The 23,587-nt window shown below is 48.1% G+C and carries 26 protein-coding genes; 14 read left to right on the top strand and 12 right to left on the bottom strand.

Going from position 1 to position 23,587, the window contains the following annotated elements; all coding sequences use genetic code 11:
* The first annotated feature begins 8 nt into the window (after window positions 1-8).
* Together ACUZ8J_RS18445 and rimK are read left to right on the top strand one after the other, a co-directional pair.
* A complete protein-coding gene (locus ACUZ8J_RS18445) occupies window positions 9-1,727 on the top strand; it encodes a putative bifunctional diguanylate cyclase/phosphodiesterase (protein ID WP_446694571.1) in 1,719 nt (572 codons plus the stop codon).
* A gap of 166 nt (window positions 1,728-1,893) precedes the next feature.
* On the top strand, window positions 1,894-2,799 hold the full coding sequence (rimK, locus tag ACUZ8J_RS18440; RefSeq protein ID WP_011621348.1) for a 30S ribosomal protein S6--L-glutamate ligase: 906 nt from the start codon (window positions 1,894-1,896) through the stop codon (window positions 2,797-2,799).
* Between the two features lie 43 nt (window positions 2,800-2,842).
* Here the strand turns inward: rimK and ACUZ8J_RS18435 are convergent, their stop codons facing one another.
* From ACUZ8J_RS18435 to ACUZ8J_RS18420, 4 genes are all read right to left on the bottom strand, one after another.
* Window positions 2,843-3,535 carry a TorF family putative porin gene (locus tag ACUZ8J_RS18435; RefSeq protein WP_086902965.1) on the bottom strand — a complete coding sequence of 231 codons (693 nt, stop codon included), beginning with the start codon at window positions 3,533-3,535 and terminating at the stop codon, window positions 2,843-2,845.
* Between the two features lie 290 nt (window positions 3,536-3,825).
* On the bottom strand, window positions 3,826-4,098 hold the full coding sequence (locus ACUZ8J_RS18430; RefSeq protein WP_011621350.1) for an HU family DNA-binding protein: 273 nt from the start codon (window positions 4,096-4,098) through the stop codon (window positions 3,826-3,828).
* Window positions 4,099-4,244: 146 nt separating this feature from the next.
* Entirely contained in the window at window positions 4,245-5,042 is a 798-nt protein-coding gene (locus ACUZ8J_RS18425; RefSeq protein ID WP_086902964.1) for a response regulator, read from the bottom strand.
* A gap of 74 nt (window positions 5,043-5,116) precedes the next feature.
* Window positions 5,117-5,500, bottom strand: a complete 384-nt coding sequence (locus ACUZ8J_RS18420) for a hypothetical protein (protein ID WP_446694570.1) — start codon at window positions 5,498-5,500, stop codon at window positions 5,117-5,119.
* 125 nt (window positions 5,501-5,625) lie between these two features.
* On the opposite strand from ACUZ8J_RS18420, the gene ACUZ8J_RS18415 reads away from it, so the two are divergent.
* Window positions 5,626-6,135 (top strand): DUF4240 domain-containing protein, encoded by a 510-nt coding sequence (locus ACUZ8J_RS18415; RefSeq protein WP_086902962.1) that lies wholly within the window; start codon window positions 5,626-5,628, stop codon window positions 6,133-6,135.
* A 6-nt stretch (window positions 6,136-6,141) separates the two neighbouring features.
* Here ACUZ8J_RS18415 and ACUZ8J_RS18410 read toward each other — a convergent pair whose 3' ends face one another.
* The gene (locus ACUZ8J_RS18410) at window positions 6,142-6,456 is read right to left on the bottom strand and encodes a hypothetical protein (protein WP_126512377.1); all 315 of its coding nucleotides are present in this window, start codon (window positions 6,454-6,456) and stop codon (window positions 6,142-6,144) included.
* Window positions 6,457-6,605: 149 nt separating this feature from the next.
* Window positions 6,606-6,914, bottom strand: a complete 309-nt coding sequence (locus tag ACUZ8J_RS18405) for a hypothetical protein (RefSeq protein WP_086902961.1) — start codon at window positions 6,912-6,914, stop codon at window positions 6,606-6,608.
* A 270-nt stretch (window positions 6,915-7,184) separates the two neighbouring features.
* On the opposite strand from ACUZ8J_RS18405, the gene ACUZ8J_RS18400 reads away from it, so the two are divergent.
* Window positions 7,185-7,709, top strand: a complete 525-nt coding sequence (locus ACUZ8J_RS18400) for a DUF3016 domain-containing protein (protein ID WP_109287535.1) — start codon at window positions 7,185-7,187, stop codon at window positions 7,707-7,709.
* Between the two features lie 22 nt (window positions 7,710-7,731).
* On the opposite strand, the gene ACUZ8J_RS18395 is transcribed toward ACUZ8J_RS18400, so the two are convergent.
* Together ACUZ8J_RS18395 and ACUZ8J_RS18390 are read right to left on the bottom strand one after the other, a co-directional pair.
* A complete protein-coding gene (locus ACUZ8J_RS18395) occupies window positions 7,732-9,483 on the bottom strand; it encodes a GGDEF domain-containing protein (protein ID WP_126512379.1) in 1,752 nt (583 codons plus the stop codon).
* A 138-nt stretch (window positions 9,484-9,621) separates the two neighbouring features.
* Window positions 9,622-9,930: a hypothetical protein gene (locus tag ACUZ8J_RS18390; protein ID WP_011621358.1), complete on the bottom strand. Its 309-nt coding sequence runs from the start codon at window positions 9,928-9,930 to the stop codon at window positions 9,622-9,624.
* 48 nt (window positions 9,931-9,978) lie between these two features.
* Here ACUZ8J_RS18390 and ACUZ8J_RS18385 point away from each other — a divergent pair, with 48 nt between their 5' ends.
* Window positions 9,979-10,875 carry a TraB/GumN family protein gene (locus tag ACUZ8J_RS18385; RefSeq protein ID WP_446694569.1) on the top strand — a complete coding sequence of 299 codons (897 nt, stop codon included), beginning with the start codon at window positions 9,979-9,981 and terminating at the stop codon, window positions 10,873-10,875.
* 174 nt (window positions 10,876-11,049) lie between these two features.
* Here ACUZ8J_RS18385 and ACUZ8J_RS18380 read toward each other — a convergent pair whose 3' ends face one another.
* On the bottom strand, window positions 11,050-11,835 hold the full coding sequence (locus tag ACUZ8J_RS18380) for a methyltransferase domain-containing protein (protein ID WP_446694568.1): 786 nt from the start codon (window positions 11,833-11,835) through the stop codon (window positions 11,050-11,052).
* Window positions 11,836-12,494: 659 nt separating this feature from the next.
* Between ACUZ8J_RS18380 and ACUZ8J_RS18375 the strand changes: the two genes are divergently transcribed.
* Entirely contained in the window at window positions 12,495-13,325 is an 831-nt protein-coding gene (locus ACUZ8J_RS18375; RefSeq protein WP_084796712.1) for a MaoC/PaaZ C-terminal domain-containing protein, read from the top strand.
* 54 nt (window positions 13,326-13,379) lie between these two features.
* Here ACUZ8J_RS18375 and ACUZ8J_RS18370 read toward each other — a convergent pair whose 3' ends face one another.
* A complete protein-coding gene (locus ACUZ8J_RS18370; RefSeq protein ID WP_446694567.1) occupies window positions 13,380-14,270 on the bottom strand; it encodes an aldo/keto reductase in 891 nt (296 codons plus the stop codon).
* A 240-nt stretch (window positions 14,271-14,510) separates the two neighbouring features.
* Between ACUZ8J_RS18370 and ACUZ8J_RS18365 the strand changes: the two genes are divergently transcribed.
* Window positions 14,511-16,223, top strand: coding sequence for a formate--tetrahydrofolate ligase (locus ACUZ8J_RS18365; protein WP_446694566.1), 1,713 nt, complete (start codon window positions 14,511-14,513; stop codon window positions 16,221-16,223).
* Window positions 16,224-16,302: 79 nt separating this feature from the next.
* Here the strand turns inward: ACUZ8J_RS18365 and ACUZ8J_RS18360 are convergent, their stop codons facing one another.
* The gene (locus tag ACUZ8J_RS18360; protein ID WP_446694565.1) at window positions 16,303-17,958 is read right to left on the bottom strand and encodes a mechanosensitive ion channel family protein; all 1,656 of its coding nucleotides are present in this window, start codon (window positions 17,956-17,958) and stop codon (window positions 16,303-16,305) included.
* Between the two features lie 221 nt (window positions 17,959-18,179).
* Between ACUZ8J_RS18360 and ACUZ8J_RS18355 the strand changes: the two genes are divergently transcribed.
* Window positions 18,180-18,509: a hypothetical protein gene (locus ACUZ8J_RS18355; protein ID WP_011621365.1), complete on the top strand. Its 330-nt coding sequence runs from the start codon at window positions 18,180-18,182 to the stop codon at window positions 18,507-18,509.
* An 80-nt stretch (window positions 18,510-18,589) separates the two neighbouring features.
* Here the strand turns inward: ACUZ8J_RS18355 and ACUZ8J_RS18350 are convergent, their stop codons facing one another.
* A complete protein-coding gene (locus tag ACUZ8J_RS18350) occupies window positions 18,590-18,715 on the bottom strand; it encodes a hypothetical protein (protein WP_011621366.1) in 126 nt (41 codons plus the stop codon).
* Window positions 18,716-18,970: 255 nt separating this feature from the next.
* Between ACUZ8J_RS18350 and ACUZ8J_RS18345 the strand changes: the two genes are divergently transcribed.
* The 6 genes from ACUZ8J_RS18345 to rraB all read left to right on the top strand — a co-directional run bounded on the left by ACUZ8J_RS18345 (window position 18,971) and on the right by rraB (window position 23,578).
* Window positions 18,971-19,261 carry an ABC-type zinc uptake system zinc chaperone gene (locus tag ACUZ8J_RS18345; protein WP_446694564.1) on the top strand — a complete coding sequence of 97 codons (291 nt, stop codon included), beginning with the start codon at window positions 18,971-18,973 and terminating at the stop codon, window positions 19,259-19,261.
* 81 nt (window positions 19,262-19,342) lie between these two features.
* Window positions 19,343-20,524, top strand: a complete 1,182-nt coding sequence (locus ACUZ8J_RS18340; RefSeq protein ID WP_011715763.1) for a membrane protein — start codon at window positions 19,343-19,345, stop codon at window positions 20,522-20,524.
* Entirely contained in the window at window positions 20,508-21,416 is a 909-nt protein-coding gene (locus ACUZ8J_RS18335) for a metal ABC transporter solute-binding protein, Zn/Mn family (RefSeq protein WP_374919672.1), read from the top strand. The genes ACUZ8J_RS18340 and ACUZ8J_RS18335 overlap by 17 nt, the downstream gene beginning before the upstream one ends.
* A 4-nt stretch (window positions 21,417-21,420) precedes the next feature.
* On the top strand, window positions 21,421-22,200 hold the full coding sequence (locus ACUZ8J_RS18330; RefSeq protein ID WP_011627277.1) for a metal ABC transporter permease: 780 nt from the start codon (window positions 21,421-21,423) through the stop codon (window positions 22,198-22,200).
* A 183-nt stretch (window positions 22,201-22,383) separates the two neighbouring features.
* Window positions 22,384-23,127 carry a 1-acylglycerol-3-phosphate O-acyltransferase gene (locus ACUZ8J_RS18325; RefSeq protein WP_041412535.1) on the top strand — a complete coding sequence of 248 codons (744 nt, stop codon included), beginning with the start codon at window positions 22,384-22,386 and terminating at the stop codon, window positions 23,125-23,127.
* Between the two features lie 43 nt (window positions 23,128-23,170).
* On the top strand, window positions 23,171-23,578 hold the full coding sequence (gene rraB, locus ACUZ8J_RS18320) for a ribonuclease E inhibitor RraB (protein WP_011715766.1): 408 nt from the start codon (window positions 23,171-23,173) through the stop codon (window positions 23,576-23,578).
* Window positions 23,579-23,587: the final 9 nt, after the last annotated feature.

Here is a 23,587-nt window from a genome sequence, read left to right as displayed (position 1 = left end):
GTGTGTATATGGATTTACTACTGATCGATGATGATGAAGTCGATAGAACTGCCATTATTCGGGCGCTGCGGCAGTCGAAATTAGCCTTTAATGTCATTGAGGCTAATTGTGCATTTGATGGTTTAAATCTTGCGTTAGAGCGTCATTTTGACGGTATCTTACTCGATTATTTGCTGCCCGATGCTAACGGCTTAGAAGTGTTGATCAAGCTTAACTCTATGACTCAAGAGCAAACCGTAGTGGTAATGCTGAGTCGCTACGAAGATGAAAAACTGGCGCAGCGCTGTATCGAGCTGGGCGCGCAGGACTTTTTACTGAAGGATGAAGTCAATTCAAGAATTCTAAGCCGTTCAATTCGTTACGCTAAGCAACGTGCCTCGATGGCTCTGGCTTTACGCAACAGTCATCAAAAACTCAAAGAACTCGCCGAGCACGATTCGCTCACCAAATTAATGAATCGCTATGGATTTGAGTTGTGCCTCAATCGCGCCATCGCGAGGGCGAAACGCAGCAACGATTTTTTAGCGGTAATCTTGCTCGATCTCGATGATTTTAAAGCGATTAACGATACTTTAGGGCATCAAACGGGTGATATCTTACTCGTAAAGGTGGCGTCGAGGTTAAGTTCGGTATTGCGCGATGGTGACGTGATTGCCCGCTTAGGTGGGGATGAGTTTGTGGTGCTGGTGACCGACAATGACTACAAATATTTTCCCATGATAGTGGCTAATCGGCTGCTCAAGGCCTTTGAAGACGTATTTGAGCTTGGGGATAACGACGTGATGATTGGTGCCAGTATTGGGGTGGCCTTTTATAACGAGGCCGCATCCGATAGCTCTGAGCTGATGAAATGCGCCGATATCGCCATGTATCGCGCGAAAAAAATGGGCCGTAACCAAATTCAGTTTTATTCCGAAGCCTTAGATCGTGAGGTGCGCTACCGCAATCATATCGAGTCTAGCCTGAGAATGGCCTTGAGGCAGAACGAGCTGAAAGTTTACTATCAGGCACAAGTCGACGCTCAAACCCACCAAGTGATTGGTATGGAAGCGCTGATCCGTTGGTTACATCCCCAAGATGGACTGATTTCACCGGATCAGTTCCTTCCCATTGCCGAAGAAATTGGACTGATGGAGGAGATTGGGGATTGGATCCTGCTTGAGGCGTGCCGACAGGCGCAGCAATGGTTGAGCCTCTTAGCGCCGACCGGGCGCAGTTTTACTATGGCGGTGAATCTGTCCGCCTCGCAAATTGGTCATATCGACTTATACGAGAAGATAGTGAAAACCCTGGATGCAACTGGGCTTGCACCTACGGCGCTGGAGTTAGAGATCACTGAAAATTGCTTGATTGAAGAGCCCCATGAGCATGCCAAGGTGCTGGATAAAATTGCGCAACTTGGGGTGCGATTTGCCCTCGATGACTTTGGCACAGGTTTTTCATCATTAGAACATATTAAACTCTTTCCAATCAGTGTATTAAAAATCGATAAGAGCTTTATTGCCTCCTACGATAAGGACGAAAAAGACACTCGCTTACTCGCCGCATTACTCAATTTTGCCTATGGTTTTAACGTCACCGCGGTTGCGGAAGGGATTGAAACCGCTGAGCAAGCCGAGTTTTGCACCGAAAGGCATTGCAATGTGTTGCAGGGATACCTTTTCTCACGCCCCATAGAGGCGAGTGAATTTGAAGCTAAGTACATCACTCCCTTACTTCCTAAATAGCGAACCTAAATTGTGAAGATTATCTTACGTTTGGCTAGTGCCGAGGTTTTCGTCTGGTGAGGAATATTTTCTTGCTTTACACTCAGCAATAGACAAATATCTGCGCCCCTTTCTGATGCAGTGTGCTCAGAGCTTCAATCACAGTGTTTAATTTGGTCATTTGGCAATGAAAATAGGTATCTTATCCCAGTTCCCTGAGTTGTATTCCACCCGACGTTTAGTCGCGGCCTGCGAGAGCCGTGGCCATGAAGCCGTGGTTATTAATACCTTGAATTGCTACATGAATATCAACTCCATCAAGCCGAGCATTCATTATCAAGGCCAAGAGTTAACGGGATTCGATGCCATTATTCCGCGGATCCACGCGAGCGTGACCTTTTATGGCTGTGCCGTTGTGCGCCAATTTGAAATGATGGGCGTATTTGCCGCCAACGACTCGATTTCAATCGCACGTTCACGGGACAAGTTACGCGCGCTGCAATTGCTTTCCCGCAAAGGTATCGGCATGCCTGTGACGGGATTTGCCAATAAACCCAATGATATTCCTGACTTGATTAACATGGTGGGCGGTGCCCCTTTAGTGATTAAGTTGTTGGAAGGCACCCAAGGGATTGGCGTGGTGTTAGCCGAAACCAAAACCGCCGCCGAGAGCGTGATTGAAGCCTTTTTAGGGTTGAAAGCCAATATTATGGTGCAGGAATATATTAAGGAGTCCAACGGCAGCGATATTCGCTGTTTTGTAGTCGGCGATAAAGTGGTGGCTTCGATGAAGCGCCAAGGTCCCGAAGGGGATTTTCGCTCTAACCTGCACTTAGGCGGCTGCGGCGAGAAAGTAAAAATTACGCCCGAAGAGCGCAAGATGGCGGTTGCCGCAGTGAAAGCCATGGGATTAGTGGTGGCGGGGGTTGATATTTTACGATCGAATCGCGGCCCCTTGATCCTAGAGGTGAACTCGGCGCCCGGTATTGAAGGCATTGAACAGACCACGGGGATTTCGGTGACTGAGCCTATCGTGGAATATATTGAGAAGATGGTATTAGCGCGTAAATCGAATCGCGCCGTGATAGCCTAACAAAAACGCCGCGATTATCGCGGCGTTTTTTTAGCGTTTAATTTTATAAATCAAAGCCGTAGGAATAGCCTAAAACAACCTTGGCATCATCACCCTGCAGATCGGTATCCGACACCATAAATGAGACTGTACCCATGCTGGTATCGGCACTGAGTGTGACGTTGTAATCTGAGTAGTTATCCTCATCGAACCAAGATTCGACTACATCGCCGCTAGAATAACCGTAGTGCAATGACAGACTCAGTTTATCCGTCAGTGGGAAAGACGCAGTGGCCGCAAGATAACTCATATCTTTGTTATCTAATGGCTCGGCCGCGACATCATCACCGGCGTTGATCACGTGGGAATAACTGAGTTCAAACCATTTCCAGGTGATGGCACCGTGCAGTTCACCAAAATCGATGCTGCCTTCGGCATCGGGGTAAGCGTAGTAGAGGTAGCCAATGTCGTAGCTGAGGTCTTCGGTGATGTTGCCGCCGTAGCCTGCGTAGAGATCCAACTCATAGCTGGTATCGTCGCCAAAGTCGACATTTGAGGCCCAAGTGCCAGCATAGAATCCGGAGTCATGGCTATAGTCAATGCCTCCTTGGATGGCGACCGCATCATTGGTTTGAGTGACCCCGCGCCATAGATAGTTTGAGGTGCCGCCAATATTGCCGGACACCGCCGCAAAGGCGTTGGTCGTTAATAACAATCCCGTCGATAATGCCAAAACGCTGTACAGTGATTTTCTCATTCTCATCCCCTCGATTGACTTATTTATCGATTCACTCATGCCACCACAGAGTGGGTGACATTGGTGCATCATGGTTTTTTCTGATAAGGGAATTGCTAATCACATGCCATTATTTGAACATCATTAAAAACAATTGGTTACACAATGTGTGTTAATAAAATGTTTTAAAATGCTCAAAAATGGAGCGATTGACGCACTGTGTTTGTGCAAAAAATCATCTTTCATGCTTTTTTGAGAGCAAAAAAAACGCCTCACAGAGGAGGCGTTTTATAAAATCAATGTCGAGCGAATTAGTTCACACTATCACGCAAGGTTTTACCCGCTTTAAACTTAGGCACAGTGGCTTCAGCGATCTGAATTTCTTTACCTGTTTGTGGGTTACGGCCAGTACGAGCTGCGCGAGTGGAGGTTTCAAAAGAGCCAAATCCAACGATAGAGATCTTGTCACCGTTTTTCATTGATTCAGTAATAGCTGCTTCGAAAGATTTCAATGCACGTGCTGCTTCAGCTTTAGTGATATCGGCATTTTCTGCAATCTTGGCAATAAGTTCAGTTTTGTTCATCTTTATTGTCTCTTCTTTCCGTAGATTTATTAAGTCAGCGTGCCTAACATGCCACAAGGTTTAGCCATTGGAAAGCCCTTTGCTACGGGCTTGTGTCCTATAAGTAACAAAAATGCAGAATATTTACCCCATTCGTGACTTAGGTTTTATTCTTCGAGCAGTTGATATAAGAGCTGCTTCACCAATTTGGGTTCGAAGGGTTTATCGCACAGGGCATTGACTCCCGCCTGAGAGACATTGCTCAGGTGAGCATCATTCGCTTCCGAAGACACCATGAGGATAGGCACATGGGATTGCTGACTTTCATTACGGATAAATTGAGTGAGTGCTAGGCCATCAACACTGGGCATATTGTAATCGGTAATGATCAGGTCAAACATATTATTACGCATTAACTCAATGGCTTGAGCGCCATCTTCCGCTTCGGTGATCTGCTTGATCCCAAGGTTGCCAATGGTACGTTTAATCACATTGCGCGCCATGCGGCTGTCATCGACCACGAGCACACGCACGTCATGCACATCGAAGTGACTTAGGTCGAGTTCATCGTGGCTGAGCAAATCGATGGTTGCATTCAGTGCTTTACCTAAGTGTTCGGCATTAAAAGGTTTTGGCAGAATCGCGACCACGCCAGACTGGCGGAAAATTTCCAATTGCTCGCGGCGACATTCGCTCGAAACCAACATAAATTGTATGTCTTTATATTCGCTGTTGGTGCGCAGGTAGCTTAAAAACTCGGTCGCGGTGCCATCTTCAAAATACATGGCGCTGGCGATGAGATCCGGTTTGTGGCGAGCAATCAACTCCCTTGCTTGGGTCAAACTTGCGGCATTTTGGATGCTGATAATGCCTTCTTGCTGTAAACGCTTGATGATAATGCGGCGCTGGGTTTCCGATGGCTCAACAATGAGAATCGAGAGTTCGCTAGGCGATAAATGAGTCATAGTGGCTGGCTTTATCAGGTCTTTTAGGGAGCCGTTAACTTATGCTAGAAACAAGGGCTTAGCAATAAACAAGCTTACGCTTTTACCTTTGCGGTTAAATAATGATGGGTGATACGGGAAAAGGCTACCCAATACTGCACTAACAACAAGGCGATGATGCTTAAGACTAAGGGCAACATAGGGATGTTGTGACCTTCAACCACCACTTTGACGTCTTGCGGGGTAATTTGATAGGCGATAATTGCGGTAATCCCCAGTGCCGAAAGGCCTAAGGTCTGTAATCCAATATAAATTTTCAGCACTAAGCTAGACCAAGGTGCCTGTGTGAGTATGCCAAACAAAACCGGCAATACACCTAAGCTAAAGAGGTCGAACGAACTGGTAGCAACGGCACGGAGTAGCGCTGCCACAGCAAACAGGGTGTAGAGGGCAATCAGTAGAATAAGGCGTTTAGGCATAGGGTTAGGGTTTATGGCTGATTTTAAGTGGAGCAAGTGTAGGAAAAGCCCTGAACTGAGTCCAGCATAACCGTATTATCATGTAGAATACGCCTTTGCTTAGGCATTCAATATTAGGTTAAGTGATGACAGAAGTAGAATTTTGGGACTTAGTGACCCGCAGTGAACCCGCGCAATCCCAGGAATCTTTAGCGCAGGCATTAAAGCAAAAGTTGGCAGAGCTGAGTGACGAGGAGTTAAAAGCCTTCGATAAATTGTTTGGCCAACAGATGCGTCGAAGCTACTTATGGTCGGTATGGGGAGCGGCTTATATCATCACTGGCTGTGATTCCGATTATGCCTTTGCTGAATTTCGCGCGTTTCTGATCTCACTTGGACAGGCCCGTTACGAGGCGGTGATTGCCAATCCAGACACTTTGGCGCAGTTAACGGCATGGCCTGAGAAGGACGGCTACGCCTATCCTTTTATCGAAGATTACGACTTGATCGCGGGTCAACTATTTGAAGACAGAACAGGTAAGGAGTTGCCTTTTATGCCTTCGGGTAAGGCTACGCCAGCGGGTAAAAAATTTAGCACTAAGCCCAAAGATTTAAAGCAGCAATATCCTGAACTTAGTGCGCGTTTTCCGTTTTAATTCGGTTTAAGAGCGTAAGCAGGCATTGCTGCTAATATCGAAGGTCATGCCATAGCGAGGGCAAGCTTGGCGCATCAGCTGATGCTCTTGCTCCGCTAATTGACGGCTAAATTCTTGATCGAGCTGCTCAGTCATGCGCTCTTCTGCCTGCTGTTGTGACTGAGCCAGTTTATCAAAGTGAGACTTTACCACTTGTTGCTGCGTAGCACTAAGCGTGGCGGCATGGCTAGGTAAACTGATAAGTGTGCCTAGGGTGAGGAGCGCCAGTAAGGCGAACTTTGCCATTAAAGGTTGCTGTAGATTTGCGGTTGTTAGTTTCATAGATAACTCCAAATTAAAATCACCGGAATTCGGTCGATTGTTAAATCGTCGTTTGGCTTTCATCGTGCATCCATGACAAACAAAACCAAAGGTATTGCTGAAAAATTAAGCTTACCGGAGGGATCTTGAACCTTGGCTGAACCGCTATCTTACTGCTCGTTTCGCATTTCTTGACATTGAAAGCCCTGTTTACGGGCATCAAAACCGCATTTTAAACCGCATTCCCAAGGCACATCATCGTAGAAGGAAGATTGCTCTTTGGCATAGTCTCGGCAGGCTTCGTAGCTGTCGAAATTATCCATTTTCTTATACTTCCCAGAATCATAACCATGGGTATAAATAAAAGATGACCAGGTTTCGGGGCGTGTGTCTTTCTCTCCCGAGGAGATAAACCAAATAGCGCTGGCAAAACAAGTGAACAGGATTAACACAAACACAGGTACAACGGGGAATTTCATTTTTCATTCGTGGTCATAAAATAGTGTGCGAAGGATAATACTTTTTGGCGTAATATGCGCGTTAAATGATCACAAATTAATAACTTTATCCCTTATGGGGTATTGGATACAAAAAGATACGAGTTTCCCTAACATTATCTAAAATATTTACTAATCTATACAAAAGCTTACGCTAGTGATGCTGTATTGAGTTTTGTTTTACATTAAGCTGAAGTTCAGGTTAGATTTTGTACAGTATATGGCAGAAACAATTAGGCCTAGGAGGCAAATATGAAAGTTCAGTTCTTATTACTCGCCAGCGTGTTGAGTTGCAGTGCTGTATGGGCCGCAGACGAGGCGAAAACCGACCCAGTGACAGAAGATGGGGTGGTTAAGATTGTTTGGCAAAACCCAAAGGATTTCCGTGATATTAAATCATCGGGTGAAATTCAGTCCCGTTATGAAAAGCGTTTATTCGATACCTTAACCACCAATATCAATAAAGAAGCGACAAAGGTTTTAAAACCGAATCAAAAGTTAGAGATGACGGTGACCGATGTCGACTTAGCCGGTGATATGCGCCCAACCTTTGGTGCTACAGCCGATGATTTGCGGGTGATCAAAGAGATTTATCCACCACGCATGACCTTTAGTTATCAAGTGCTTGAGAATGACAAAGTCATCATCACCGGGGACGAAAAGCTTTCAGACATGGGCTTTATGACGGGCATTCAACCTATCACTGACAAGCCATTTATGTATGAGACTGAAATGCTTCGCGATTGGTTAAAGAAAACCATCGCACCTAAACTCTAGGCGCATCTGTCACCACTCTCGCCTAAGCGCTTAGGGCTTGGGTTATATTGAGTTCTTCTAACAGGCAAAATCCGTTACTTGCGGATTTTGCCTGTTTTTTTGCCTTGGCACTTAAGGTCGATAGGCTATGTTCATTACAGTTATAGGTATGGGCGGGGGTAAGCACGCCGACACAGAGGCTGATTAACTTGTGATAACAGGCTTGTCCTTGCCTATCATCGGCAAGCATTTCTTGGGCTTGCCAGTGCTCAGCACTATAAAAGAGCGACTTATTGGCCTCAAAATCCGTCAATATCCGTTGGCAGCGGTCGATGAGTTGCTCACAGGTGCTGATCACCACAAAGTCATCGCCACCGACATGGCCGATAAAACAGTTGTCCGTCTTGTATTTCACTAACAGATTGGCAACCTCGCAGATCACCTCATCGCCACGGCAAAAGCCGTAAATATCGTTATAGGGCTTGAACTGACAGAGATCAAAATAGGCCAAGTAGAAAGGTTTTTGTTGGTTTCTGAGGCGTTTGAGCTCTTCCTGGATTGGTACATTACCGGGTAAATCGGTTAACGGATTGGCATGCCTTGCCATCTTGATCCTGTGCTCGGTGATCCGCTGTAGCAAATCTTTAGTGTGGCCAATGCCGAGCAACTTGCCACGGCGCAGAATGATAAATTGCTGGGCGACGGTATTGGCGCTCTCCGAGGTCAGTAATTGACTCACAATCGACAGGGGCTCGTTGGCTTCAATCTGCAACACTTGCGGGTCCATCACTTCACTGACGGCGTGGTTTTCATGCAGGGCTCGACCATAGGGCGTGCTAAAAAGCTCCAGCAAAGTCGCTCTACTAATAATCCCCAGTGGCAGTTGATCTTGCACCACAACCACGGCTTGTAAGGCGGGTTGAGAGCTAAAAGTGTCGCTTAAGTGCTTAAGCTTAAGTGTTGGTACCACAGTAATGGCGCTGGTGCAGAGGCTTTCGGCGGATTCGCTGTATCTGGGCTGAACTTGGGTATTGTTTGGCACTAAGGTCGCTTTCATTGCGCGGCTTGGCTGCGCCTCGGGGCGTCCGAGCAAATACCCCTGACAATAGACTATGCCTAGCTGTTTGAGTACGGCGAGTTCTTCTTGGGTTTCAATCCCTTCGGCAATCACTTTGCAGGTGAGGCTCTGGCACAGTTCGACAATCGAGCGCACAAATTCTTGTTTAACCGGGGTCGAATCGATTTGGTGAATAAAGTGGCGATCGATTTTCACATAGTCGGGCGATAACTCAGACCAGAGCCGTAAACCCGAATAGCCCGCACCTAAATCATCGATAGCGGTCATAAAGCCTTGGCTGCGATAGTGATTTAGGCAAGATTTCAGTAAGTCGATATCGTCGGCGGGATATTGCTCCGATAACTCAATCACCACCTGTGAAGGTGAGATCCCAAGCTGCTGTAACAGTTGCAGCGTCATGCCCTTAGGATGGGTGGGATCGAGCAGGGCCTTAGGGGAAATATTGATAAACAAACGGCCTTGGAACTGGCGCAGTTTAAATTGTTCCAGCGAAATACGGCGGCATAAGGTCTCAAGCTCGCTCAATTTGCCCTGATGCTCCGCGGTTTTAAACAGCGGAATGGGTGAGTAGAGTGGGCTGTGCTCTGGCCCGCGGCTCAGGGCTTCAAATCCGTGGATCTTGTGTTCCAAGATATTGAATATGGGCTGAAAAAGCGGGCTGATTGCCCCCTTTGCGATTATCTTATCAAGCTCTTTTGCCAGATCTAAACTCGTCATTACTTCAGCCCCCACTACAATGTTTGCGGAGTCTATGACTTAGAAATGACAAAATGATGACAATTTTGTTTGCCGAAAATCCGTGGGTTGGAAATGAGAGCAAACGCTGAAATCGATGATATTTCAGCGTTTATTGAATTAGCTCTGCTTTTTAAAGGCGTGCAAGGTTTTGAGTAGGGTGGCCAGTTGGCGCACTAAGGTTTCCAGTGCTACGGGATCTAGGCTGCTCTGTTGTTGCAGCTTAGTGAGGTCATCCACCAATTCTTGCACATAGGGCAAAAAGCGGTTGCTCGACACCATAAAGCCCTGTTCGGCTGTGAAAATGCTAGTGAATTTCCCATGGCCCGCTTTTTTCAACTCATCTAACTTAGTGTCAGCGTCTATGGCTTGGCGATAGGCGATTTGAAGGTTTTCTTTCAGTTGCTCTATAACCTTAGTGTGTGGCATAACAGCGTCTCATTGCAAAATTTGCAGGAATTATAAGGGGCAAAGGATATGGCAACAAGTCGGTGGCGACTATTACTGGCACTGTGCGGCGTCGCAATGTTTACCTGTGGGCCGAGTTGGGCGGCGCAGACGGATAAACCGCCGTTTTATCAGGTGCAATGGCAGGGGAAATCCGCTTACCTTTTGGGTTCAATCCATATTGGCCGTGCCGATTTTTATCCTATGCCAGCGCAAGTGGAGGCGGCATTTACCAAATCCAAGGGATTAGTGGTTGAAATCGATACTAATAAAATCGACAGCCGCGCCCTATTGCAAAAGTATGGTATGGCGACTCATGAACAGGGGCTCGATTGGCAGAGCCGAGATAAGCAAACGGTAGAGGTGATGCGCCACTATTGTGAAGACAAGGCAAGCCTATGCCAGTCGATTCAAGCCTTTGCACCTTGGTTGCAGGCATCTCAACTTAATCTTTTACGTTACAATAGCTTAGGGTTTATTACCGACTATGGTGTCGATATGCAGTTGCTTGGCCGTGCGGGTAAGCCTGTGTATCAGTTGGAGACGGCTGAGTCGCAGTTCCAATTACTGGCCTCCTTCGATAGCCAAGTCCAGTGGTCTATGGTGCGCGAAGCCATTAATGCCTCTGATGCCGAACTACTCTCGCTGGTTGAGGCGTGGCGCTCCGGTGATGAAACTGCGCTAGATGACTTGATGCAGGAGCAGCTTGGCGGTGAGGGCGATACCCTGATGCTGGATAAAATTCTCTGGCAGCGTAATAAAGTCATGGCCGATGGCATGATGAGATTAATGACCGCAGAAGCCGCCAGCGAACCGCTATTTGTGGTGGTGGGCGCAGGCCATGTGGTGGGTGATAAAAGCGTAGTTCAGCTACTTAAACTGAAGGGCGCCACCGTAATCGCCTGTTGGCGTGAGCAATGTGACTGATATCGCTGTGTGACGGATGATTGGGGTTGGCACTTTGGTGTTGAAAGCACTGGGGTTGAACGCACCAGGGTTTAACGCACTAGGGTTGAACACACTTAGTGCGCAGAGTGAGTGTCTAATCAACGGTTTTTAAACAATAAAGGACGCCTTGGCGTCCTTTATTGTTTCGCGAGCTTATGCGGATGTGTCGGTTGCGGCGCTTTGCCCCAGAAAATGCACATATCGGCCGAGCGAAATATAGGGCTCGCGTTGGGAATATTCGAGCTCCATCGTCAGCAACTTTTGATAGTCAAAATCCGCAGGCTGATGTTTTTTCAAATAGTCGTGAATGACTCGCACGCCAGATTCGCGCAGCAGGGTCATGTGCCATTCAGCAAACCATTGTTTAACATCATGAATATAAAGCGGGTGCGTGGGCGTGAGTCGCACCTTCTTCTTCACTTTAAGATCGGCGGCAACATAGTCGAAATTACCCGACACTAACGCATGGAAGCGCATCGCTTCTTTATTGTAAAACATCAGCGAAAACAGCCCATTGGGCTTAAGCATGGTCAGCAAGCCTTCCATGGTGGTTTTCGCATCGGCCAGCCATTCGACTACGGCATGGCAAAGGATAAGATCGAACTTGCCATGTTCGTCGACTGATAGATCCTGAATCGGTGCATGAACCAAACGGATTGCCAATGGGGTGTCGCTGGCATCGATTTGTGCTTTCGCTTGGGCGAGCATTTCGGCGGAAATATCGCACAGCACCACTTCATGGCCCAGACGTGCCAGCTTTTGGCTGAAATAACCAAAGCCGCCGCCCGCATCTAAAATCCGCAGTTTTTTATTGCCCAATTGAGCCAAGGCGGGAGCGAGATCGCGCCATAACACGGCGGCACGGATTTCACCCTTAGGGGTGCCATAAATGTTCTTCGCGAACTTTTGCGCGAGTTTATCGAAATTCTTATCTTGCACGGGTTAACTAAGTTAAAGACTGGGGGCGATAGTGTGGCACAGGCGTAATATTTTCGCACTCGCAGTGTGGATAAGGCAAAGTCATGCAGGGCCATGTTTTTATAATATATTGATTTTTAATAGGATAAAAAATCACAGTAAAGTTGGGGATATCCAGAACTCTATCCGCTGGGGTATAATCACGCCGTTTTCGATAAACCTGACTCTAATATACCCAAGCGACCTGAAGATATGAGTTTCAGAGCGTCTAGGGGGCTTCAATTCAAGGCGCATCAATGAAGGAATGTGAACACCTTGTGAATTGATGCAACACCGAAGTGGAGTGCCCTAGGCGCTCCGTCTCGGCGGGTTTTAACGCTCTTTATGCTGTGTTGGTTATTTTTAACTTAGTCCACTAGGTCCGCAAATAACCGCCTTGCCTAAAGAGCGTTACATTCCCGCTGAACCCTCATCTTCAGGTTGTTTGGGTATAATTGTCCATTCGGTGAGTCAGCATCAGCCCTTTTTAGACACAGTTTTGCCTGTTTTACACTCGTGAGCTTTTTGATTTTTCAGATGTTATGCATCTGTACGGGGTATTTCTGGTTATTCGTGCGTAGGGATAGTTAATTAAAAGGTACTCAGACTTGAATAATGCATATTGTGTTGAATTGAACGCGATGCCCTCGCTGTTTTCTCTTTATCGCAAGATTTTCTTTGGTCGTAAGCCCGGTTGGGATCAACAGCCCTTACCTTATATCAAGGTGTCGGCGCCCAATGTGCAAGTGTCCGAGGCCAAAGTTAGCCAATATGCCCAAGTGTGTGGCTTTAATTTCGACGGTAAAATATTACCGCCAACCTATTTGTATGTGATGGCATTTCGCCTACACGCGGTGATTTTTACCCACGATGGTATTACCTTCCCGCTGCTGGGGATGATCCATTTAAAGAACCGTATTCAAGTCTATCGTCCGACGACAGTCGATGAAGTGTTCTCCCTCGAATGCGCGTTAACCACCAGCCGTGAAACCGATTCAGGCTTAGAGTTTGAATTTGTCTCTAAGGCCTTTGTGGGCGAAGAGCTGGTGTGGGAATCGTTGTCGACTTACCTCTATCGTATCGAGACCGCTGGCCGCCGTGTTCGTCCACCTAAGGCGCTCGAGATGGCTTGGGACTCACCCCAATCATGGGAATTGAGTGAAGATTTAGGTCGTCGTTATGCCAAAGCATCAGGCGACTATAACCTGATCCACCTGCATCCCGTGCTGTCCAAACGTTTCGGTTTTGACCGTGTGCTGGCCCACGGTATGTGGTCTAAGGCGCGCTGTTTAGCGGAATTAATGCCTGAGATTGGTGAGCGTCCCTTCGTGGTCGATGTGGCCTTTAAGCTGCCGTTACTAATGCCCGCAGAAGTGGGATTTGGTTACGAAAAATCACAAGACAAGTGGGTGTTTGAGCTGCGTGACAGTAAAGGTCGCAGGCCACATCTCAGTGGTGAAGTGCAGCTTTAAGCATGATGAGTAACGGCGCCTAAGGCGCCGTTTTTGTTGGTGTTGTTTGCTGTACTAAGGCACGCTGTGTCCGGTTGATGCCTGCCAGATACTAAACCATTGCTGCCTGTCTAGGGTGAGTGACTGTGCGGCCACCGCCGTTTTTATCCTCGCGATATTGCCACTGCCGATAATCGGCACGGGCCGACTCGGTAACATCAGCACCCAGGCATAAATCACTTGGCTGATATCTTGGGCGCCAATCTCATCGGCGATGACGGCTAAGGTTTGTTGCAGGCGAATGGCCTGCGGATGGTTATTATCAAAGATCTTACCACCGCCCAAACATGACCAAGCCATAGGCCGAATGCGCCGCTCTTGGCATAAATCGAGCGTACCATCGTGCAAACTCGCCATTGTTAGCGGTGAAATTTCGATTTGATTGGTGACTAAGGGCTCAGCTAATCTCGACTGCAATAATGAAAACTGCGCGTTGGTGAAATTAGATACCCCAAAGTGTTGCACTTTGCCCGCCTGTTTTAAGTCAGCAAAGGCTTCGGCCACTTGATCGGCGTCCATTAAAGGATCGGGTCTGTGGATTAGCAGCAGATCTAAATAATCGGTTTTCAGTTGCTTTAGTGATTGCTCCACACTGGCAATAATATGCGCCTTGGAGGTGTCGTAGTGGTTTACATAGCGCTCTGGGCGACAATCGAAGGCGGGCTTAATGCCACATTTGCTGACCAATTGTATCTGCTGCCTTAAGGCGGGTTTTAGCGCTAACGCCTCGCCGAACAGGGTTTCGCACTGGTATTGGCCATAAATATCGGCGTGATCCATAGTGGTCACACCTAGGTCTAAATACTGTTCTATCAGGTTAAGTCGCTCGGTGGGTGACATTTGCCAACTGTGCATTCGCCAAAAACCGGCAACAAACTCTGAAAAACTAAAAGGGGTTCCGCTCATGTTGTTTCTCTTTTGGGAATCTGTATTTTGTAGGGGAAAGGACCCGAGTCGATTTATTTGATGCAGATTAAGGAATCGCTCATTAACCCTTTCGATGGCTATATATCTTAAAGCTAATCACCTAATATCCGCCATATTCAATCAGCCGTTGCTGATACTTACCGATTTTGCATACCTATTTTGTATTTCCTGCTCGCATGCCGAGCGTGGATACCAAAATACCCAAGGGAGAGATGACCCATGCTAACCGATATGGATATTTCGCGCCGTGCGCACTTAAAAGATATCGCAGCGCTTGGCGCCGAGTTTGGGTTATTGCCCGATGAGATGCAGCTATTTGGCAAGACCAAAGCCAAGGTCGATTTGCGTGTGCAGCAGCGCTTAGCCGAGCAGCAACAGGGTAAACTAATCATTGTTACCGCCGTGACGCCAACGCCCCACGGCGAAGGCAAAACCGTCACCACCATTGGCTTAACTCAATCCCTTAAAGCGCTCGGTAACAAGGTGTGCGCCTGTATTCGCCAGCCCAGTATGGGCCCGGTTTTTGGGGTGAAAGGTGGCGCCGCTGGTGGCGGTTACGCCCAAGTGGTGCCCATGCAGGAGCTGAATCTGCATCTAACGGGTGATATTCATGCCGTCAGCAGTGCCCATAATCTTGGCGCGGCGGCGATAGCCTCTCGGTTGTACCATGAAACGCGTTTAGGCAAGGCCGAATTTGAGTCGCAGTCTGGACAGAATTACCTGGATATAGCGCCTAACGGCATCCGTTGGCACAGGGTGGTCGATCATAACGATCGCTGTTTACGTGAAATAGAGGTTGGGCTGGGTGAAAATAATGGCCCAGCTTACACCTCTGGCTTTGATATTACCGCCGCCTCTGAGTTAATGGCGATTCTGGCGCTCAGCCGTAATCTGGCGGATATGCGCGCGCGTATTGGCAAGCTTGTGCTGGCAGTCAATCGCCAAGGTGCGGCTATAAGCGCGGAAGACCTCGGGGTTGCCGGCGCGATGACGGCGATCATGGCGGATGCGGTAAAACCCACCTTGATGCAGACTTTAAACGGTGCGCCTTGTCTTATCCACGCAGGGCCATTTGCCAATATTGCCCATGGCAACTCGTCGGTGATTGCCGACGATATCGCCTTAAAATTGGCCGATTTTGTGGTGACGGAAGGCGGTTTTGGCTCCGATATGGGGTTTGAGAAATTTTGTAATATCAAGGCGCGCCAGTCGGGATTAACCCCGAGCGCCGCGGTGTTAGTGACCACCTTAAAGGCATTGAAGGCCAATAGCGGCTTAACGTCTGATGCGGATATCAATGCGCCCGACCAAGCCCGTCTCGAGGCGGGATTTGCCAGCTTAAACTGGCATATCGACAATGTGGCGCGTTACGGCATTCCCGTTGTGGTGGCTATTAATCGCTTTGCAACCGATACGGATGCCGAGCTTAACTGGTTGATTGAAGCCGTTGCGGGCACTGCCGCCTTTGGCTGCGAGCTTAGCGAGGCTTTCAGCCAAGGTGAAGCGGGAGCGCTGGCCTTGGCGCAAACCGTCATGCGCGCCTGTGAGCAGCCAAGCGAGTTTACCCTGCTATATCCCGATGACATGGCGCTTGAGGCGAAATTATCGACCTTGGCTGAAGTCGGCTATGGCGCTGCTGGGGTGAGTTTATCCGAGGCGGCTAAGCTGCAATTACAAGAACTCAGTGCCCTTGGCTACGCCGATTTACCTGTCTGCATGGCAAAAACACCCTTGTCCATTAGCCATGACCCTCAACTTAAAGGCGTACCGCAGGGTTTTATCGTGCCAGTGCGCGAGTTAGTGTTAAATGCTGGAGCCGGATTTATTACCGCGCTGGTGGGGAATGTGATGACTATGCCAGGACTTGGATTAGTTCCGGGCTATTTAAAGATTGATATCGGCGCCGATGGCGAGATTACTGGTTTAGGTTAATCGTTTAACTGTTTGAATAAAATGAAAAAGGCGCAATCTAGGATTGCGCCTTTTGTGTAGTTATCGCCTTGGCGAAGCGTTATTTACTGGTTTGGTAAATATGTACATCGCGCTGCGGGAAAGGAATGCTGATGCCCTCGGCATCGAAGCGCATTTTCACTTCGCGGGTAATATCCCAATACACATCCCAATAATCTTCGGGCTTAGCCCAAGGACGGACGATAAAGTCGACCGAGGACTCCCCTAAAACGTGCAGCTTAATGAGCGGTGCAGGGATTTTTTGCACCTTAGGATGCGCTTCCACAATCGACTTAAGCACGGCTTCGGCGTGCTCAATATTGTCGCCATAGCCAATGCCGAAGGTCATGTCGACGCGGCGTTGGTGCTCGGCGGTAATATTGTTAATGGTATCACCCCAAATCTTGTTGTTAGGAATAATAAGCCTTTGGTTATCTAACGTTTTAATTGTGGTGGAGACTAGGCTCATATGGCTTACGCGCCCCGTTACACCAGCGGCGCTAATCAAGTCACCCACATCGTAGGGACGATAGATCAAAATCATCATGCCAGAGGCAAAGTTCGAGAGTGAATCCTGCAGGGCGAAACCTATGATCACACCGGCGATACCAAAGCCTGCCAATAACGGCCCTAATTCTATGCCAAGCTGGGAGAGGGCAATCAGTACACCGATAGTGAAGACCGCTTTGCCCGAGAGCGAGGTAAAGAAGTCTTGCAGTAACTTACTGAAATTTAATTTAGAGTTACTAACGGTATTGCTCACAATCTTCTTCGCCAGTTTGCCGGCAAGGCTTGCGACAAACAGGATCATACAGAAGATAAATAGCTTAAAGACTAAAGTCGGGCCATGGTTGATGGACTGTTCTTTGGCCGTATGCAGCCATTGCTCGACTAAGCTTGAGGCCACATCGATACTCAAGACATCCTGAGTGATATCGCCTGAGATACTGAACAGGGTCTTTTTCAGTGAGGCGGTGTTTTGCTCGAGCGCATCGAGTAAGTCGATATCTATGCTAAGGCTCTGGCTATTGAGCGCCAATCTGTCTTTTAGCTGCATGACGCGACTGGTTTGCGCGGCGGTCACATCTTTACCGGCATTAGTGGCGGCGTTAACTGCATTTTGTAACTGCTGCTGGGTAAAAGTGACAAAGCTATCGAAGTTATCGGCGCGACTTAAGAGAATTTGGGTCAGCTCCGCTTTCTGCGCTGCGACATCTTCGCCCATTTGGCCGAGCCAGTTTAAGGTCTCGAGTCGTTGTTTGTAGTTGTTGTCCTTATCGAGCTCACGTTTAGAGATTTCGAGTAAGGTCGACTCGTCATCCGCCGAGCCGAGTTTATGGGACAACTTGGTCACAATATCATTGAAGTAGTCGTTGATTTTAAGATTAAATGTCAGCTGCTCTTGCACCAATGCCAACATAAAGGCTTTATCGTAGTTCTCATCTTCTAACAGCACTTTAATCTTATTGCGTAACTGCAATGTCTTGTTTTGAATTCGATATTCAACAATGGTGCGCAGCTCACCTTGGGATTGGGATAAGCGCGCAATATCCTCTTTAATGGCTGACTTTAGCGTAATTAATTCGTTTTGGGCTTCGTTAGGGACGGTAGCGGTTTGAGTGGTGGCAACGGGTTCGGCTGCATCCGTCGCGAAAACCTCGGTACTCAATAGCAGGGGAAAGCTGAGAGCGAACATGAATATGAGTGAGCGGCGCATAGGCGTTATCTTCAATAAAAATAGGTAGGTACATAATAGGAGCTGCGCTAAACACTGTAAAATTAGAACCGCATAAAATGCTATCTGAGTATAAAATTTGTGCGCTGGTTTGCAGCTTTCGCTATGGGTGTGAGGTTTTGAAACCACTGCGCTAATTAGTTCGACTGAGTGGCGGGAAATTCTGATAAACTTAGCGCCCCATGTCGAGGAACCTACTCTAAATGCTGTGCTCCCATTGCCATCAGTCGATCAAAATTGCCCAAATTACCCAACAGCGCGGAAAGGGCTTTCACGCTCAAGTGCAATGTCCTCATTGTTCAGCGTGGCTGGGACACAATCCTAAACTGTTGAAGTTAAAATTATTTGGCTTTTATGCGAGTGTGCTGACGGGCTTATACAGTTATTTCGATGCCTCGACGCGGCATTTTTTGATCCCAGTGATGATCTTCTGTGTGATGTTGCTGCTGGTGAGCCATTTTATGGATCAACTACAAACGATTGAGGCGCCAGAGAAGCAAGACGATAGTGATCAACGGCAGAAGTATCGCTAGAGGTGAGGGCGTTAGATTAACCGAGTCGAGCCGCGCAGGGGTTATCGCACTGGCTCAACTTGGTTTAGGCTAGGGCTGAGTTATTGGATAACCTGCTCTTGGCTCTCGAGTGAGTGTTCTACGTAATAAATCCCGCCCAAAATTACTGCGCCGAAAATCACTATCCCTAAGATTAATCCTAAGTTTTCACGAAAGAATGCTAGCATTTTGGTTGCCTTTTGCTGGATTGAATAGAATGACATATTAGCCAGTATTACACTGGGCACATCATAGTTTTACTGACTTAAGCTAATCTTAAATAACTCTTTTTGCCAACTTGAGCCGGTTTTTTGTTGTGCGTTTTTCATCCTAAAGTTGCAATGGTAAATATCTTGTAACGCATTGGGCGCCTATTACCTTATTGCAACTTGCTAGTGGCCTGACTTAAACTTGTGCCACTTTTTTACTATGGGGACGACTGAGTGAGACTGCACAGTCACATAAGACGCACAATTTCGATATGGCTTGCCGCCGTATTGGTGTTGCTGTCTTTTGTTGCCTCAGCCCATAGTGTGACCCACCTTGATGATGGGGCAAAGACGCACTGTACCCTGTGCTTCCATCAACATCAGCTGAATAAAATTCTGCTCAGCCAACCGCTTAAGCTCGATTTAGCGGTACAGCGGTTCGATGTCTGTGAATTTGTCTTACCCGTTAGCTTCTCCAAACACGTCAGTGTTTACCTAAGCCGCGCGCCACCTGTTCTCCGTTAAATCAACTTTTACATTTTAACTTATTGTATTTCTTGATGACTTGGATGAGTCATCGAGCGCTAGTTGTATTTTGGAGATATCATGACTGTTTTTAACAACCGAATTTCTTTGGTGGCTTTGGCGTGCGCATTTGCTTCACCGACGTTATTTGCCGCTGACTCAAGTTTAACTAATCCGGCGATCAGCGCTGTGCTGAATGGCTATTATCAAACGGCTGAGCGTCCATTGGCCGAAACCGCCGAAGGATTTGGTTTAGGCGAAACTGAGCTGGCGATGAGCGCCAACATTGACGACATGTTCTACGGCAAAGTCACTGCCGTTGTTGAGATGCACGACGGTGAAACTGAGCTGAATCTCGAAGAAGCCTTTATCCAAACCATGGCGATGCCTGCGGGGTTCTCAATCCGTGGTGGACGTTTCCTCTCGGATATCGGTTATCTAAATAACCAGCATTTACACACAGATTCATTTACCGACCGTCCTATTGCTTACCGCGCATTTTTTGGTGGCCATTACTTTGACGACGGTGTGCGCTTAAACTTTGTTGCTCCGACGGATCTGTATTGGACCTTAGGCGCCGAAGCCTTCAAGGGCGACAGCATGCGCGCCGCCGATGAACACGGCGAACGTGAGTTTAAAAATGTGGGCGTATACACCTTTTACACCAAAATCGGTGGTGACATTGGTGATAACAGTTCATGGCAGGCGGGCCTAAGTTACCTACGTAACGAAAATGGCCAAGTCACTGCCCATGAAGAAGGCGATGAGCACGAAGATGAAACCGCCGAGGAGGGCCATGACCACAGCCATGCGGCATCTTACACAGGTAAAAACACCTATGGTGCTGATTTTGTGTATAAATGGGCGCCAAATGGTAACTATAAATACCAAAACCTGACCCTGAGCGGCGAGTATTACCGTGTGACTGACTTTGTGCCGAGCGACCTTCATCCCGAAGATGCACCGAGCAAGGATTATCATCAAGGTTGGTATCTGAGCAGCGTATATCAATTCACGCCTAGCTGGTCTGCGGGTGTGCGTTACGGCGAGGTGGATACCCAAGAGCTCCATGGCGATCATTTCCATGGACAGAAGTTAAAGGAATCTGAGGTGAGTCTGGCGTGGCATTCGAGCCATTTCTCGACAGTACGTTTCCAGTACACTAATCAGAAGGGTACTAACTTCGATGGAATCGAAGACGACAATGTTTTCACTGTTCAATACATTATGTCTCTGGGGGCTCACGGTGCGCATCAATTCTAATTTTGTTAAAGCGGCCGCAGCGGCCCTGTCTTTCGCCTGTTCAGGCTTTGCCCATGCAGAACTGAATGTGTTTGCCTGTGAACCCGAATATGCCGCATTGGCAAAAGAGTTGGCTCCAAACGCCAGCATTTATTCGGCAACCACGGCCTTACAGGATCCGCATCAAGTGCAGGCGCGTCCGAGTTTGATCGCCAAAATGCGCCAAGCGGATCTGGTGGTCTGTGCGGGCGCCGATTTAGAAATCGGTTGGCTGCCAATGCTGCAAATGAAGTCGGCTAACGCAAAGGTTCGCTCTACCGATCAGGGGCTGTTTTTCGCCGCCGATCAAATCGATACCTTAGATAAGTTAGCGAGTGTGGATCGCAGCATGGGTGATGTGCATGCTCAGGGAAATCCGCATATTCACTTCGATCCGACGCGTTTGCTAAGCGTCGCGAATGCGCTCAGCGCTAAGATGAGCCAACTCGACCCGAGCGAGTCGGCGAATTACCAAAAGGCATTAGCGGACTTTAGCACTCGTTGGCAGGCGGCGATTCCCCGCTGGGAAGAGCAGGCCAAAGCGTTAAAAGGCAAAAAGGTCATCGCCTATCACACCAGTTTTAGATATCTGTTCAACTGGTTGGGGATTGAACAAGCTGCTGATCTTGAGCCTAAACCCGGTCTGGCACCGACTAGCGGCCATTTAGCCAGTTTGCTGAGCCGCGCCGAGCAGGGCGATATTCTGGCGGTAGTTGTGGCGTCCTATCAGGATGAGCGTGGTGCTAAGTGGTTGGGTGAAAAGGCTAATCTACCTGTGCTTATGTTGCCAATGTCGGTAGGTGGCAACGATGCGAGTCAAGATCTCTTCAGCCTCTACGACAGCGCGATTGCCCTCTTAAACGGGGTGAAATAAGCCTATGTTGGATCTGGAACTGATGTCGATCCTGCTGCCAGCACTGGCGGCGGGGATTTTAGTGCTCTCAACGCATATTGTACTTGGAAAACAAGTGCTTAAGCGTGGGATTATTTTTATCGATTTAGCCATTGCGCAAGTCGCCGCGTTGGGGGCGATTGTGGCGCACATGGACCACAGGTTAGAAGAGATGCCATTTTCTAATGTGTGGATGCCAGCCTTATTCGCCCTTGCGGGGGCGGGTTTTATTGCTTGGTTATCTAAGCGGATGGCGGGTGAGCTAGAAGCGATGATAGGGTGCTTTTACGTGTTGTCGGCGGTGGCGGCCATGCTATTGCTGGCGAACGATCCCCACGGGGCTGAGCTGTTAAAGCAATTGATGTCGGGCCAGATCCTTTGGGTGAGTTGGTCGCAATTAGTGTTGCCGACCGTGGTTTATGCGGCTGTGTTAGCGGTGATTTTTCTGCGGCCACAGATCTTAAATGGTGCGGGATTCTATCTGCTGTTTGCACTGGTGATCACCTTGTCGGTAGAGCTGGTAGGGGTCTATTTAGTGTTTAGTACACTCATTTTGCCTGCTCTTGCGCTCAACAAGTACCAAGGTAAGAACGGCCTATTTTACGCTTATCTGGTCGGCCTTATGGGTTACTTGCTGGGGCTGGTGCTCTCGGCAACGTTGGACTTACCGAGCGGCGCGGCGATTGTCGCGACTTTGGCCCTTAGTGCCTTGGTCTTCCGTTTAGGCTTAAGTAAAACCGCGGCAGTGCGCCAGGTCGCAAACTAGGTTTTTCGCTTAGTCGTTTAAGCTTAGATATTGATTTAAAAGCCCATCGTCGTGCATGATTGCGCGAGTACCGATGGGCTTTTGTTTGGATTGTTAGCAACTCAGCTTACAGATGTAAACATTATATTGAGTCCCTAGGGCTGGGTGGCTATACTGTCGCCACTTTCATCCTTGGAGTATGTCGTGCTGTTACTCGTCAGATCTGTGTTGTTGGCTGTGTCATTGTTACTCGCGTTTATTTTTGGTGGATTGGTCTGCTTGTTGCGGCCCCGTCACCGTGACAATGTACATATGTTCGCCAAGATCTTCTCATCCGTCGCCCCTATTCTAGGGCTTAAAGTCATAGTGCGTCGGCACAAAGAGATTCAGGATGGTCCTTATATCTTTTTAGGGAACCATCAAAATAACTTCGATCTGTTCACTCATACTAAAGCCGTGCCGAAAAGCACCGTCAGCTTAGGCAAAAAGAGCTTAGTGTGGATCCCGCTATTCGGGCAGATCTACTGGTTATCGGGCAATATTCTGATCGATAGAAAAAATCGTAACAGTGCCTTCGATACCATGGCCAAAACCGCCGAAAAGATTAAACAGAACCGTTTATCTGTGTGGATTTTCCCCGAGGGTACCCGCTCACGTGGCCGCGGTTTGCTCCCCTTTAAGGCTGGCGCCTTCCATACGGCGATTGCCGCTGGAGTGCCGATAGTGCCAGTGCTTGCCTCTTGTCAGAGCCATATTAATTTAAACCGTTGGGATAACGGGGTAGTGATCATTGAGATGATGGCGCCTATCCCGACCGAAGGATTAGACAAAGCCGATGTGAAGGCCTTTTCTGCCCAAGTGTATGAGACTATGTCAGCCAAATTTAACGAGATAAATCGTGAAGCGGCAACATTAATGGGTAAAACTCTCGAAGGCGATGACGTATAATAGCGCCAATTTGAGCCAGTTTTACCTTAACGGAGACAAATCCATGTCTATTGAAAGTCAATTAAAAGCCCAACTTGCCGAGAATCGTGACATAGTGCAAGCCCTGCTTGACGATGGCTCAGAGCCAGATGCGGAATACACCATTGAGCACCATTTCTCATCTAGCAACTTCGACCGCTTAGAAAAAGCCGCCGTTGATGCATTCAAACTCGGTTTTGAAGTCAATGACGCCGAAGAGATGGAGCTGGAAGATGGCTCAGTGATTTTCTGTTTTGATGCTATTGCTTACCACAAGTTGGAAGTTGCTTTACTGGATAAAGCGACCGAGCAGTTGCTGCAACTTGCGGCTAAACAGAAAGTGGATTACGACGGCTGGGGCACTTACTTCGTTGGCGACGATATCGATGATGAAGAAGGTGATGACGAAGAAGACGATGGTTTTCCGCACTAATTCGCGACC

The sequence above is a fragment of the Shewanella sp. Koi 1 genome (assembly GCF_052907445.1).
The sequence above is the reverse complement of the archived record's forward strand: the minus strand, read 5'-3'. Positions and strand labels throughout refer to the sequence as shown.